General features: G+C 61.0%; 12 protein-coding genes and 1 pseudogene. 3 read left to right on the forward strand and 10 right to left on the reverse strand.

Annotated elements, in window-relative coordinates; genetic code table 11:
- Both tssD and KGB14_RS12090 read right to left on the reverse strand, forming a co-directional pair.
- Window positions 1-157 (reverse strand): type VI secretion system tube protein TssD (tssD, locus tag KGB14_RS12085; protein WP_223484440.1); only part of this gene is annotated, 157 nt, incomplete at its 3' end.
- Window positions 158-262: 105 nt separating this feature from the next.
- On the reverse strand, window positions 263-448 hold the full coding sequence (locus KGB14_RS12090; protein ID WP_223486858.1) for a hypothetical protein: 186 nt from the start codon (window positions 446-448) through the stop codon (window positions 263-265).
- A 110-nt stretch (window positions 449-558) separates the two neighbouring features.
- On the opposite strand from KGB14_RS12090, the gene KGB14_RS12095 reads away from it, so the two are divergent.
- Window positions 559-1,236: a type 1 glutamine amidotransferase domain-containing protein gene (locus KGB14_RS12095; protein ID WP_223486859.1), complete on the forward strand. Its 678-nt coding sequence runs from the start codon at window positions 559-561 to the stop codon at window positions 1,234-1,236.
- Between the two features lie 121 nt (window positions 1,237-1,357).
- On the opposite strand, the gene KGB14_RS12100 is transcribed toward KGB14_RS12095, so the two are convergent.
- The 6 genes and pseudogenes from KGB14_RS12100 to KGB14_RS12125 all read right to left on the reverse strand — a co-directional run.
- Window positions 1,358-2,749 carry a VOC family protein gene (locus KGB14_RS12100; RefSeq protein ID WP_223486860.1) on the reverse strand — a complete coding sequence of 464 codons (1,392 nt, stop codon included), beginning with the start codon at window positions 2,747-2,749 and terminating at the stop codon, window positions 1,358-1,360.
- A gap of 129 nt (window positions 2,750-2,878) precedes the next feature.
- A complete protein-coding gene (gene glcF / locus KGB14_RS12105) occupies window positions 2,879-4,096 on the reverse strand; it encodes a glycolate oxidase subunit GlcF (RefSeq protein ID WP_223486861.1) in 1,218 nt (405 codons plus the stop codon).
- Window positions 4,097-4,108: 12 nt separating this feature from the next.
- A complete protein-coding gene (glcE, locus tag KGB14_RS12110) occupies window positions 4,109-5,158 on the reverse strand; it encodes a glycolate oxidase subunit GlcE (RefSeq protein ID WP_223486862.1) in 1,050 nt (349 codons plus the stop codon).
- Complete coding sequence (gene glcD / locus KGB14_RS12115) at window positions 5,158-6,657, reverse strand: glycolate oxidase subunit GlcD (RefSeq protein ID WP_223486863.1); 1,500 nt, start codon at window positions 6,655-6,657, stop codon at window positions 5,158-5,160. The genes glcE and glcD overlap by 1 nt, the downstream gene beginning before the upstream one ends.
- A gap of 160 nt (window positions 6,658-6,817) precedes the next feature.
- Window positions 6,818-7,744, reverse strand: a complete 927-nt coding sequence (locus KGB14_RS12120) for an alpha/beta fold hydrolase (RefSeq protein ID WP_223486864.1) — start codon at window positions 7,742-7,744, stop codon at window positions 6,818-6,820.
- Between the two features lie 21 nt (window positions 7,745-7,765).
- A pseudogene (locus KGB14_RS12125) lies at window positions 7,766-8,083 on the reverse strand (NAD(P)/FAD-dependent oxidoreductase); the annotation flags it as partial.
- 209 nt (window positions 8,084-8,292) lie between these two features.
- Here KGB14_RS12125 and KGB14_RS12130 point away from each other — a divergent pair.
- Both KGB14_RS12130 and KGB14_RS12135 read left to right on the forward strand, forming a co-directional pair.
- Window positions 8,293-9,366: a diguanylate cyclase gene (locus KGB14_RS12130; RefSeq protein WP_223486866.1), complete on the forward strand. Its 1,074-nt coding sequence runs from the start codon at window positions 8,293-8,295 to the stop codon at window positions 9,364-9,366.
- 217 nt (window positions 9,367-9,583) lie between these two features.
- Window positions 9,584-10,825, forward strand: a complete 1,242-nt coding sequence (locus tag KGB14_RS12135; RefSeq protein ID WP_223486869.1) for a M20/M25/M40 family metallo-hydrolase — start codon at window positions 9,584-9,586, stop codon at window positions 10,823-10,825.
- A 243-nt stretch (window positions 10,826-11,068) separates the two neighbouring features.
- Here KGB14_RS12135 and KGB14_RS12140 read toward each other — a convergent pair whose 3' ends face one another.
- A complete protein-coding gene (locus tag KGB14_RS12140) occupies window positions 11,069-11,938 on the reverse strand; it encodes an oxaloacetate decarboxylase (protein WP_223486871.1) in 870 nt (289 codons plus the stop codon).
- A gap of 223 nt (window positions 11,939-12,161) precedes the next feature.
- Complete coding sequence (gene astA / locus KGB14_RS12145; RefSeq protein ID WP_223486873.1) at window positions 12,162-13,196, reverse strand: arginine N-succinyltransferase; 1,035 nt, start codon at window positions 13,194-13,196, stop codon at window positions 12,162-12,164.
- Window positions 13,197-13,237 lie beyond the last annotated feature (41 nt).

Below are 13,237 nucleotides of genomic sequence, written 5' to 3' on the forward strand. Positions count from 1 at the left end.
CACGCGGGATGATCACTTCGTGGCTGAAACCCTGAACCATGACCTGGTCTTCGTGACCTTCCTGGTAGGTGTTGCCAACGGAGTCGGCGGTGAAGGCGCCGGCAGTGATCAGGCCTTGTTTCTCGCCAGTAACGGACATGTACGCTGGTGTAGCCATGGAGGTGCTCCTTGCTAAAAGTTAGGGTGCCCGGGAGGCGGTATCGCCCGGTGGGTGCCTGACTGTTATCAAGGTTCGTGCCAGAAATGATTAAAGCTATATAAATCAGGTGTTTGAATGAATTTCTCCAACGTCGAAAGGACTTTCGGCAAGGATCACCTGAAAATGTGCGCAAGAAGTTGCGCACCACTGCGCAACTTCTTGCGCACTTGGCTGGAGGGCTTGATAAACCTGGCGTCCAGCATTGCTGGAGGGCTTTTCACCGACGCGGTTGCGCAACTTCTTGCGCATCAAGGCCATGAGCCATCACGCCGATAATAAGCGCAACGAACATCGTTGCCCGATGGTCAAATCCAAGCGCTGAGATCACTGAATAACCCCTAAATCGACTGGAGAACGACATGAAAATCCTGATGGTTCTGACGTCCCACGATCAATTGGGTAACACCGGTAAGAAAACCGGCTTCTGGCTCGAAGAATTCGCCGCCCCGTATTACGTCTTCAAGGACGCTGGCGCGCAGTTGACCCTGGCCTCGCCCAAGGGTGGCCAGCCACCGCTGGACCCTAAAAGCGATGAGCCGGACGCGCAAACCGCAGCCACCGATCGCTTTCGCAAGGATTCCGCTGCCCAGTCCGCCTTGGCATCTACCGTAGAGCTGAGCACCGTGAAGGCCGAGGATTACGACGCGGTTTTCTACCCGGGCGGGCATGGCCCGATGTGGGATCTGGCTGAAGACACCTTTTCAATTGCGCTGATCGGGGCGTTTTACAAGGCGGGCAAACCGGTTGCAGCGGTCTGTCATGCGCCGGGTGTGTTGCGCCACGTCAAGGGTGCGGACGGCCAGCCGTTGGTCAAAGGCAAGCGGGTGACGGGTTTCACCAATTCCGAAGAAGCCGCTGTGCAGTTGACGGACGTGGTGCCGTTTTTGGTGGAGGAGATGCTCAAGGCCAACGGTGGGATCTACTCCAAGGCCGATGACTGGGCGAGTTACGTGGTCGCGGATGGCCTGTTGCTGACCGGTCAGAACCCGGCCTCGTCGGAAGCGACCGCCAAGGTTTTATTGGCGAAGCTGCAATAAGATCTAAAGATCGCAGCCTGCGGCAGCTCCTACCTCGACCGCGTGCAACCGCGATGCAGCGGGTGGAGCCTATCCCCGTAGGAGCTGGCGCAGCCTGTGATCTTTTTTGCAGCCATAACGCTTATTCGGAAACGCTCAAACCCAGTGCTGCAAAACACTCATCAATCGACCGCCGCTGCGTCTCGGCATACAACCCCAACTCATCTATCGTTGAACGCCCCAAGGCCTTTTCGAACGCCTGTTGATTCGAATGCACGCCATAGTGGGTTTGCGCCGCATCCCCCAGGTTCGACTGAAAAATCCCCGCCGCACTGACCGGTAAAAAGTCTTCGTACACTAGCGGTTCAACCCGCACATAGCCGTCACGGAGTAAATCCTCGAGCGACTCGCCTTTTAGCTCATCAGTGGCCAGGCCTTTTTCCGTCACGAAGTAGCAAAAGTACGCCAGTTCCTGTTGGCGCATGTCCTCGACGGTGTCAGGGAATTCGCCGAAGTGCTGCGTCATCAAGGCGTTGTAGCGTGCGGCGTTGGCTTCGTTGGGGAAGTCCTTGAGTTCATCCCGGGCAGCGTTGAGCAGGCGGTCGTAAAGCGCCCGGCCTTTGGGGGTGAGCGCTGCGCCGCGTTGCTCGATTTCACCGAAACGGGCGCTATGGCTGCCTCGGGTCTGGGCTTGATCGGTGAAGGTGATGGGCTCGTCCAGCGCCTTGAAGCTGGTTTGACGCAGCAGGATCGGGCATTGGCGGCGGGGCGGGCCTTCGATCACCGCTTTGGGGGTGATGCCATGGACGGGCATTTGCGCTTGCACGATGTCGATGTCCAGGGTGCGCGGCGTCAGATGGTTAATGTGTGGGCCTTTGAACGCCACCACGTCGGCGATCAATCGATGCTGGGCGCTCAGTTGTTGGTATTGCGCGGCGGTGACGGTAGCGCTGTGGTGCCAGCGGAAGGTTTCCAGGGCCTGTACGACGAAATCCTGCGCCTCGTATTCAGTCAGTCCGCCCTGGGTTTCAGCGCGTTCAATGAGGGCCAGCGCCGCCGGGGTGAAGATCGAGCGTTGGTCCAGCACCGACTGGGCAAAGGCCCGCAGTTCGGCGTCTTCGATCAGCTCCAGGCGCAGCAGCGAGGTGAACACCCGGAACGGGCTGACCTGCAACGCCGCCTCATGCACGGCGCGGAACGCGGTGGAATGCACCGGCACGCCGGCCGGGGTCAGGTCGTAATAGCCCACCGGTTGCATGCCCATCACCGCGAACAGGCGGGCGAGGGTCGCCAGTTCGGCGGCGGTGCCGACGCGGATTGCGCCGTGCCGCTCCAGGTCCAGACGCTGGATTTCACCGGTACTGCGCAGCTGTCGGGCGATTTGCGGATCGCTGTCCAGCACGTGGCGGTTGGTCTGTTCCACCAGCTCCATCAGCGCGCCGTACAGCGGCACTTCTTCACGGTACATGTCGGACATCGCTTTGGAGAAGCGTTGGCGGATCAGGTCAGGGCTGACGAAGTTCGGATGGCTCATGAAAGAAGTTCCTGGCGCAGTGACGTAACGGATGCCGGAAAAGATCGCAGCCTTCGGCGGCGCCGACAAACGAAGTTTCTGACGAACTTCATTCTGCCAAGGACTGTTCTTGTCATTCGGGCTGTTCGGTCAACGCAGCACTTGGTCCACCAGTTCGATCCAGTGCCTGACTGGCGTTCGTTCTGCGCTGTTGAGGTGGCTCTGGCAGCCGATGTTGGCGGTGGCGATGACCTCGGGGTGGCCGCTTTCCAGGGCGTTGAGTTTGTTGTCGCGCAGTTGCCGGGCCAGTTCCGGTTGAGTGATCGAATAGGTGCCGGCCGAGCCGCAACACAAATGACTGTCGGGCACCGTCGTGAGATTGAAGCCCAACCGCGTCAGCACGGCTTCTACTGCGCCGCCGAGTTTCTGCGCGTGCTGCAACGTGCAGGGGCAGTGGAAGGCGATCCGCCGGTCGGTGGCGGCGCAAACCCGTTCCAAAGGTTCATCGGCCAACACTTGCACCAGGTCCAGGGCCAGTTCGCTGACCCGCTGGGCTTTGGCCGCATAGACCGGATCACGCTCCAGCAGATGCCCGTAATCCTTGATGAATGCGCCGCAGCCGCTGGCGGTTTGCACAATGGCTTCGGCGCCGTTTTCCAGGTGCGGCCACCAGGCGTCGATGTTGCGTCGGGCGCGGTCCAGCCCCATGGTCTGGGCATCGAGGTGATAGTCCAGCGCGCCACAGCAGCCGGCTTCCGGCGCCGAAATCACGCTGATCCCCAACCGATCGAGCACCCGCGCGGTCGCGGCATTGGTGTTGGGTGAGAGGCCGGGCTGCACGCAGCCTTCGAGCATCAGCACCCGGCGAGCATGCCGAGGAGCAGGGCGCTCGCCCGTGGCGGGGAGGTCATGGGGCAACTTCGCCCCAATGCCCTGTGGCAGCAACGGCCGAAAGGTTGCGCCGATCTGCAACAGGGTCTTGAACAGGTTCGGGTTCGGCGCCAGTGCCCGCAGCCCCTGACGCAACAGCCGTTGACCGGCCGGGCGCGGCACCGCTTGATCGATCACGGCCCGGCCAATGTCCAGCAGGTTGTGATAATCCACCCCGGACGGGCAGGTGGTTTCGCAGTTGCGGCAGGTCAGGCAGCGATCCAGGTGCAACTGGGCTTTGGCCGTGGCGGGGGCGCCTTCGAGCACTTGCTTGATCAGGTAGATGCGCCCGCGCGGCCCGTCCAGTTCGTCGCCCAGCAATTGGTAAGTCGGGCACGTGGCGTTGCAGAACCCGCAATGCACGCAGGTGCGCAGAATCTTGTCCGCTTCTTCGGCGCGGGGCAGTCGTTTGGACTGTTCACTGAGGTTGGTTTGCATTGAGAACGCCCCCTAAAACTCCGCGTACATCCGCCCAGGATTGAACAGCGCTTGTGGGTCCAGTTGCGCCTTGAGTTGCCGGTGATAGCGCAGCAGTGCCGGGGCCAGGGGCTGGAATGGCGTTTCGCTGACGCCATGGCTGAAACAGGTGGCGTGGCCACCGAGTTCATGGGCCAGCGACTGAATGTTGTCGGCAGCGGATTTCAACCAGCGTTGCGCGCCGCCCCAGTCGATCAATTGCTCGCCGGGCAAGTCCAGAGGCCCGAGGTTGTTGGGCAATGACAAGCGCCACAACGCCAAGCCCTCATTGAAAAAGTCTAGTCGTTGTTCGTTCAGGTCGGCCCAATAACCGGAATCCATCGGTTCGCCGCCGAGCCGTTGATGGGCGGCCGCCACCGAACCTTCGCCGCCTTCGAGTCGCAGATACAGACGTTGGCCGTCGTGGCTGGCGGCGCTGATGGGCAGCGGTTGCTGGCCCCATTGCGCCAGATGTTCCAAGGCGCGGGCACAGTCGATGTCCAGGCTGATGCTCAAGCATTGCCGGGGTTTGGGCAGCACCTTGAGCGAGACTTCGGTCAGCACCCCGAGGCAGCCGTAACTGCCCACCATCAGGCGCGAGAGGTCGTAACCGGCGACGTTTTTCATCACTTCGCCGCCGAAGCGCAGGTGGGTGCCGAGGCCGCTGATCACCCGCGTACCGAGGACAAAATCGCGCACTGAGCCGGACCACGGCCGCCGTGGCCCGGACAGTCCCGCCGCGATCATCCCGCCGACGGTGGCGCCCTCGCCGAACGACGGTGGCTCGCAGGGCAGCATTTGTCCGGCTGCGTCCAGTGCGGCAAACAATTCGCTCAGCGGCGTGCCGGCGCGAACGCTGATCACCAGCTCCGTCGGGTCGTAGCTGACGATGCCGCGATGGGCGCGGGTGTCGAGTATTTCTCCAGCCACTTCACGGCCGAGAAACACCTTGGTATTTCCCCCCTGAATGCGCAGCGGCGTGGCGTTCTCCCGCGCCTGCCTGACCTGTTCGAGCAGGGCTTCACTGGCATCGAAGTCGGGCATCAGAAACGCTCCAGCTCAGGGAACGGCAGTTGCCCGGCGTGGATGTGCATCGCCCCGAATTCCGCGCAGCGGTGCAGGGTCGGGATGTTTTTGCCGGGGTTGAGCAGGCCCTTCGGGTCGAACGCGGCTTTGACGGCGTGAAACAGGGTCAATTCGTCACTGTTGAACTGCGCGCACATCTGATTGATTTTCTCCCGGCCAACGCCGTGCTCGCCGGTGATGCTGCCGCCGACTTTCACGCACAGTTCGAGGATCTTGCCGCCGAGGGCTTCGGCCCGTTCCAGTTCGCCGGGCTGGTTGGCGTCGAACAGGATCAGCGGGTGCATATTGCCGTCGCCGGCATGGAACACGTTGGCCACTCGCAAGCCGTATTCTTGCGCCAGACTGGCGATGCCCTTGAGCACGCCGGGCAGCTCGCGGCGGGGGATGGTGCCGTCCATGCAGTAGTAATCCGGCGAGAGGCGGCCGATGGCCGGGAAAGCGTTCTTGCGCCCTGCCCAGAACCGTATGCGTTCGGCTTCATCCCGCGCCTGGCGCACCTCGCTGGCACCGGCCTGTTGCAGCACCTCGCGGACCCGCTCGCAGTCGTCATGGACATCGGCTTCGACACCGTCCAGTTCGCACAGCAGGATCGCCTCGGCGTCCACCGGGTAGCCGGCGTGAATGAAATCTTCGGCGGCACGGATCGCCAGGTTGTCCATCATCTCCAGGCCTCCGGGAATGATTCCGGCGGCAATGATCTCGGCCACCGCGCGACCGGCCTTTTCCACTGAGTCGAAACTGGCCAGCAGGACTTTGGCGTCCTGGGGTTTGGGCAGCAGTTTGACGGTGACTTCGGTGATGATCCCCAGCAAGCCTTCGGAACCGGTGAACAGGGCCAGCAGGTCGAAGCCCGGCGCGTCCAGCGAATCGGCGCCGAGGGTCAGGTGTTCGCCTTCAAGGGTCAATATTTCGAGTTTCAGCAGGTTGTGCACGGTCAGGCCGTATTTGAGGCAATGCACGCCACCGGCATTTTCCGCGACATTGCCGCCGATGGAGCAGGCGATTTGCGAGGACGGGTCCGGCGCGTAATACAAACCGAAGGGCGCCGCGGCCTGGGATATCGCCAGGTTACGCACCCCCGGCTGGACCCGTGCGGTGCGGGCGGCAGGGTCGATGTGCAGAATGTTGTTGAACCGCACCATCACCAGTAGCACGCCTTTGTCCAATGGCAGCGCACCGCCGGACAACCCGGTGCCGGCCCCGCGCGCCACCACCGGCACGTTGCGGGCGTGACAGAGCCTGAGCAGCGCCTGCACCTGTTCCAGCTGCCGGGGCAGGGCCACCAGCATCGGCGTGGTGCGATAAGCCGAGAGACCGTCGCATTCGTAGGGTTTGAGCTCTTCCTCGCGCCACAGAACGTCCAGGTCCGGCACCTCCTGCTGCAAGGCCTTGAGTAACGCCGCCTTGTCGACATCGGGCAGAACACCGTCGATGCGTTCGTCGTAAAGAATGTTCATCATTCACCACCACACGCCAATCCCTGCGGCGAGGGGCTCGCTTGTGTAGGAGCTGCCGCAGGCTGCGATCTTTTGATCTTGCCTTTACAAGCGAAAGTCAAAAGATCGCAGCCTGCGGCAGCTCCTACAGAAGGGAACCCCTGTGCCACAGGGGATATCATCAGTTTTTTCTTCCCAGAAACTCCCGGTACAGCCGCGCCGTGTTGGTCGGTTGCTCAACCATCGGCATATGACCGACGCCGTCCCAGATCTCCACCCGCAGATCGACGATGCCCTTGCTCCAGATCGGCACGCTGCTGACATCGATCAAGCGGTCTTTACGTCCCCAGAGAAGCAGCGCCGGGCATTTGATGTCGGGCAGTTTTGGCTCCATCGGCGGGCTGGCGTGGAAGTCCCTGAAGATTTCTTCCAGTTCATCGCGCTGCTGTTCATAGCGCTGGGCGACAGCGTCCAGCACGATCCCGGGCACCCAGGGTGGAGAGGCCATGGTCATGGCGTAAAAATGCTCGAACTCTTCACGGGAATGAATCAAAAACGGGTTATGCCCGCGAGCCAGGTGCCGCTCCATGTCGCTGGGCTCCGGTGCGGTGACACCGGCCGGGTCGAGCAGCGCCAGCGAGACAATGCGCTCGGGGTAAGTGGCCGCCAGCCACGCCGCGATGTAACCGCCCATGGAGTTGCCGATCACATGCACCTTCTCGACCCCACAGACATCGAGCAACTGGATCAGCCGTTTGGCCTGAACCGGAATGTCATAGCCACCGCCGGCCTTGAAGCCCGTTTCACCATGGCCGGCGAGGTCGGGGATGATCACCCGGTAATCGTCGACAAAATGCCGGGCAAAGCGCAGCCAGATGTTCTTGTCGGCGCTGTAGCCGTGCAGCATCAGCACACTGCTGGAAGCTTCGTAAGGCCCGCCTTGCCAGGTGGAGACGGTCATTTCGGTGATCGGCACGACAATCTTGTGCAACCGATACAGCCGCGCTTCCAGCGCCATGCTCAAGTCATAGAGGCAGTAACCGATGGCCGGGTAGCTCAACCAGCTCCAGGCCACGAAGACAGCGATAGTGACGACCAACAGAAGCATCAGGCTATTCCTTTGCAGTGATCAGGACAGAATGTGGCCGGCGGATTTGAGCGCCCGGGTCAATCGCTGACAAGTGAAGCTGAAGCCCGCAAACATGGCGATTACATGACCGCTCTTGCTCTTGTACTCACTGTGGCGGTCGCCGGATTTCCACACGGTGCGTTCCCTCTCGTGGTGGATCATTTCAGTGTAGGTACGTTCTGCGTCGGGGCACGCTTCGATGCTGCTCAAGCCGTGTTTTTTCAAGGCGCGGATGCCGTCGAGGATGTCATTCATCCGGGATTCGATGATGAACAGCGCTGAGGTATGGCCGATACCTGGGTTGGGGCCTGTGATCAACACCTGAAAGGTCTGCATGGGCCTCCTTTTTTATCGTTGTTTTTCGATCCCTCCCTTCATGTATAGACAAACATTGGGCACTCGCCTCATGGCGATGCCATGCTATTCAGACTGCCAGCCGGTGATGGCTATTTGACGTTACCCTGATAGACTCCAAGCATACTTTCACCCCATGTGTTGTCAGGCTCCGTTGTAGTACAGAGGCCTCTATGGAAAAAAAGGGAGGAAAGGGACTTTCATTGGCCAGGAGGCTTTATGTGTCGCGAATCCTCGGTCTGGCCCTTGGATTATTGTGCGTCGGTGCAGGGATGTATCCACTCAATCCGGCGCCCTGGGTCTGGGGATTGATGCTGCTCAATGGCGTCATCTGGCCGCACGTGGCCTATCAATGGGCGCGCCGGGCCAAGGTTCCTTTCCACGCTGAACACCGCAACATCCTGACGGACGCGTTTCTCGGCGGTTTCTGGGTGGCCGCCATGCAATTCAATCCGCTGCCCAGCGCGGCAACCCTGTCCATGATGGCGATGAACAATGTGGCCATCGGCGGCTTGCGTTTTCTGTTAGTGGGCACCGTCGCGCAAATACTCGGGATGGGCGTTGGACTGCTGGTGTTCATGCCGGCTTTTGTCCCGCAAACCAGTCCGATGCAGCTGTATGCCTGTTTGCCTTTGCTGTCGATTTATCCGATGGCGCTGGGCTGGATCTGCTTCCGTCAGGCCTATACCCTCGGCCAACACAAACGCGAGTTGTTGGCCCTGAGTCGCACCGACAGCCTGACTGGCCTGCTGAACCATGGCGCGTGGAAAGATCAGCTGGAAATCGAGTTTCAACGTTGCCAACGCCAGCAGCAGGGCGGGGCAATTGCGCTGATCGACATCGACCATTTCAAAACCATCAATGACACTTATGGCCACGTCGCCGGGGATATCGTCCTGCGTCAGCTGAGCAAAATGCTCAAGCAGAACCTGCGTGCAGCCGATGTCGCCGGGCGCTACGGCGGCGACGAATTTTGCGTGCTGCTACCGGACCTGCCACTGGACCGCGCCGCCGTGGCGATGGATGCGCTGCGTGATCGGTTCGCCACGTTGGGTTACGAGCAGAACCCGGCGCTGAAAGTCAGTTTGAGCATTGGCCTGGCGGCCTTCAACCCGGCCCATAACGACGCGACCCTGTGGCTCAACGACGCCGACCAGGCGCTCTACGAAGCCAAGACCACCGGCCGCAACCGTGTCATCTGTCACAGCGACGGCAAACCGCATAAAGCGTTGCTCAATTCGGTCTGACCGATCACCCCCAAATCCCTTGTGGGAGCGGGCTTGCTCGCGAAGACGGAGTGTCAGGCGACATCATCGTTGCCTGATACACCGCTTTCGCGAGCAAGCCCGCTCCCACAGGGGATGCAGGGTCATTCAGGTTTGTGTGTGTCGCATCCGGTGTAGAGCCTTGCGTCGTAGTCAGGTAGGGTATTTTTGACCCTCGACACGAAACAAGGATCGATTCATGACGTTCAAACGCTCTCGCTCCCTCCTGGCCACCAGCCTCGGCCTGACCCTCGCCCTCGGCGCCTTCACTCCCGCAGCCTTCGCCGAACCCCATAAACAAGTCCTCGCCGATGCCGAACAGTACAAGGGGGAAGCCCTGGAACTGCTGAAGCGCCTGGTGAACATCGACTCCGGCTCCGGTTATGAACCGGGCCTGACTCAGGTGAGTGACATTGCCATCGATGAGTTGAAAAAACTCGGTGCCACCATCGAACTCGTGCCCAACACTCCGGACAAAAGCAACCATGTGCTGGCCACGCTCAAAGGCACCGGCAAGGCGAAAATCCTGCTGATGGCGCACATGGACACCGTGTTCAAGGAAGGTTCGGCCGCCGCGCGCCCGTTCCAGATCAAGGACGGCCGCGCTTACGGGCCGGGCGTGATGGACGACAAGGGCGGTATCGTCGCCGGGATCTACGCGCTGAAGGTATTGAAGAACCTCGACTTCAAGGACTACGCGCAGATCACCTTCCTGCTCGACGCCAGCGAAGAAACCGGTTCGGACGTCGCCACCGACTTGATCAAGAAAACCGCCAAGGCCCACGACGTGACCCTCAACCTCGAACCCGGCCGCCCGGCCGATGGCCTGGTGGTATGGCGCAAAGGCAGCGCCACCGCCGTGGTCGAGGTCAAAGGCAAGGCCTCTCACGCTGGCGTCGCGCCGGAGCTGGGGCGTAACGCCGCCATGGAAGCTGCGCACCAGATTCTGCAACTCGGCAAACTGGGGGATGCGCAGAAGAAAACCACCATCAACTTCACCGTGCTCAATGCTGGCGATCGCACTAACGTGATCCCGGATCAGGCCACCGCCAAGGCTGACGTGCGGGCAGCGGTGCCGGAAGAGTTCGACCGGATCGAGAAGGATCTGGCGCGGGTGTCCAAGGACAAGTTGATTCCTGATACGGAAGTCACGACCACCCTTAAGCGCGGCTTGCCGCCGATGCCGCAAACGGCGGAGTCGGATCGCTTGATGGCCATGGCCCAGGGGATTTACGGCGAAATTGGCCGCAAGTTGACGGAAGAAGGCAGCGGCGGGGCGGCAGATGCCAGCCTCTCGGCCGGGGTTGGAACGCCGACGCTGGATGGGTTCGGGATTGTCGGGGGAAATATCCATACGCCCGAGGAATATGCCGAGGTCGAGAGCGTGGCGCCACGGATTTATCTGCTGTCGCGGATGATCATGGAGTTAGCCAAGAAATAAGCCACACAGCTCGAGCGCAGCTCTCTGTGGCGAGGGGGCTTGCCCCCGTTGGGGCGCGTAGCGGTCCCCTGCATACTTTCAGACCCCGTTTAGCGGTGTTGCAGCAGACGCTATCGCGAGCAGGCTCGCTCCCACATGTGATTGCTGGGTGCACAAATAATGTGTTCACAGAAAATCCAGTGTGGGAGCGAGCCTGCTCGCGATGGCGTCATGTCGGTTCACACCCTCATTTCAGCTGAACCCTCACTCCTTGACGCTCATGAACTCTTCCGCCCAACGAATGTATTCCTCAGGCTGCGTATAGGTGTGAGTCAGTTCAGTGGCGCTCAAGTCCGATGCCTGGGTGAAGATTTGGCGTTGTTCCCGCAGGCTGTCGTAAGTCGCCTTGATCGCTGCGAAGTAAGCGCCATGACCATCGATAGTGACGCGTACGCCCAGCTCGGCCAGGCGTTTATCGTCGCGCAGCAGCGGGTTGCCGTAGGTGACCAGCATCAGCGGCACGCTCAGGTGCTCGGCGATTTGTTCGAGGTGGTCGAAGTCCCGCACACCCACCATGCAAATCCCGTCCGCCCCGGCCTGTTGGTATTGCTTGGTGCGGCTGATGATTTCCTGAACCGGCAGGATCCCGGCATTGGTCCGCGCAATGATCGCCATTTCCGAGTCGACCCGGGCTTCCAGAGCCGCGCGGATCTTGCCGACGCCCTCGGCGACCGTGATCAGGTCGGTGGACTTGCGGCCGAATTGCGCGGGTAACAGGGTGTCTTCGATGGTCAGGGCGGCCACGCCAGCGCGTTCGAGCTCGACGATGGTGCGCATGACGTTGAGCGCATTGCCGTACCCATGGTCGGCGTCGGCGATGACCGGCAATTGGGCCACGCGGCCGATGCGGGTGGCCTGCTCGGCGAACTCGCTCAAGGTGATCAAGGCAAAGTCGGGGGCGCCCAGCACCTGCAGCGATGCAACCGAACCACCGAGAATCCCCACTTCAAAACCCAGGTCCGCGGCGATGCGTGCCGACATAGGGTCGAAGACCGATGCCGTGTGATAGCAGGTGTCGGAAGCGAACAGCTCGCGAAAGTTACGGCGCAAATCTTGATGAGATAGCCTGGACATAGGAGTTCCACCAATGGAATGGAAGGGCTTGAGCAAAAGTGTCAACGCCGAAAGAACAAAAGGCTATCACGGAGGCGGGTGAAGAATGATGACGAATTTGCCGGACAGGCGGACGCCAGATCAAAAGATCGCAGCCTGTGGCAGCGCCCGCTGAGTATTCAACGATCGATGCGGACAGATAAAGAAAGATGCAGGCGCTGCCGAAGGCTGCGATCTTTTCCGATCACGCCGCCATCGCCTGCTGCTGTTGGTTTGTCAGCGGCACGGCGCGCACCGAGTTACCGGGTTGCAGTTGAAGGCGTTTGGCGGTGAGGCGGTCGACGACCAGGCTGTTGCCGACCAGCCGCGCCTGGGCGGTGGTGATGCGGCAGCTTCCCAGGCGACGATTGTGGATCAGCCACACCGGGGCCTGATCGTCGGGCGTGCCGATGACCAGCACCAACGATTGGCTGTCGCGCACCGTACGTATTTTCGACACCGGGGCCTCGATCACCGGGCCTGCGTCAAAGATGTCGATATAACCTTTATGGGCAAAGCCCTCGGCGGTGAGGATTTTCAGCGCCGGTTCCGTGTTCGGATGAGGCTTGCCGATCACCGCTTGGGCCTGTTCGGTGAGCAGACAGGTATAGAGCGGCTGGCGTGGCATCAGTTCGGCGATAAACGCTTTGCTGCCCAACCCCGACAAGTGATCGGCGTGGCTGAAGTCCATCTTGAAAAAGTGCCGGCCCAGGCTGTCCCAAAATGGTGAGCAGCCCTGTTCATCGGCGCTGCCGCGCAGTTCGGCAATGAGTTTGTCACCGAACAAATGGGGAAATTCGGCGACGAACAACAGTCGCGCCAGCGAGAGCAATCGACCATTACTGCCGTGACGTTGATCGTGTCGCAGAAATAGCGAACAGATTTCCGATTGGCCGGTCATTTCGTTGTTCAGGAACAGCGTGGGGATCTGGCGCTGAATACCCAGGTCCGGTGAAGAGCTGACCGTGAGTCCGACCCGATAGTTGTACCAGGGCTCCCGCAGGCCGACAGCCCCCACAAGGGCACTGACGCCGATCACTTGTTGATCGTCGTCTTCGAGCACGAACAGGTAATCGGCGTCCGCGCGCTCGACCTGTTCGGCGAAAGTGCGCTGGGACCAGCGCACGCGGTGGGCCAGGCGTTCTTCGTTGGCCGGCAGGGTGGTGACCCTGGGGTCCGCCTGCTGCACAAGATCCAGCAAGGCGGGCAGGTCGGTAACTTGAACCGGGCGGACAATCATCAGGCAGCTCCTTCTTCGCGCCTGCTCGGGCGCTGTCGTTG

This window comes from Pseudomonas sp. A-RE-19 (genome assembly GCF_019956555.1).
GTDB lineage: Bacteria > Pseudomonadota > Gammaproteobacteria > Pseudomonadales > Pseudomonadaceae > Aquipseudomonas.

What these genes read in the sequence shown, in the direction of transcription:
- KGB14_RS12090 (WP_223486858.1), bottom strand. Translation starts at nt 448, where the DNA reads ATGCGCAAGAAGTTGCGCAACCGCGTCGGTGAAAAGCCCTCCAGCAAT.
- KGB14_RS12095 (WP_223486859.1), top strand. Translation starts at nt 559, where the DNA reads ATGAAAATCCTGATGGTTCTGACGTCCCACGATCAATTGGGTAACACC.
- KGB14_RS12100 (WP_223486860.1), bottom strand. Translation starts at nt 2,749, where the DNA reads ATGAGCCATCCGAACTTCGTCAGCCCTGACCTGATCCGCCAACGCTTC.
- glcF (WP_223486861.1), bottom strand. Translation starts at nt 4,096, where the DNA reads ATGCAAACCAACCTCAGTGAACAGTCCAAACGACTGCCCCGCGCCGAA.
- glcE (WP_223486862.1), bottom strand. Translation starts at nt 5,158, where the DNA reads ATGCCCGACTTCGATGCCAGTGAAGCCCTGCTCGAACAGGTCAGGCAG.
- glcD (WP_223486863.1), bottom strand. Translation starts at nt 6,657, where the DNA reads ATGAACATTCTTTACGACGAACGCATCGACGGTGTTCTGCCCGATGTC.
- KGB14_RS12120 (WP_223486864.1), bottom strand. Translation starts at nt 7,744, where the DNA reads ATGCTTCTGTTGGTCGTCACTATCGCTGTCTTCGTGGCCTGGAGCTGG.
- KGB14_RS12130 (WP_223486866.1), top strand. Translation starts at nt 8,293, where the DNA reads ATGGAAAAAAAGGGAGGAAAGGGACTTTCATTGGCCAGGAGGCTTTAT.
- KGB14_RS12135 (WP_223486869.1), top strand. Translation starts at nt 9,584, where the DNA reads ATGACGTTCAAACGCTCTCGCTCCCTCCTGGCCACCAGCCTCGGCCTG.
- KGB14_RS12140 (WP_223486871.1), bottom strand. Translation starts at nt 11,938, where the DNA reads ATGTCCAGGCTATCTCATCAAGATTTGCGCCGTAACTTTCGCGAGCTG.
- astA (WP_223486873.1), bottom strand. Translation starts at nt 13,196, where the DNA reads ATGATTGTCCGCCCGGTTCAAGTTACCGACCTGCCCGCCTTGCTGGAT.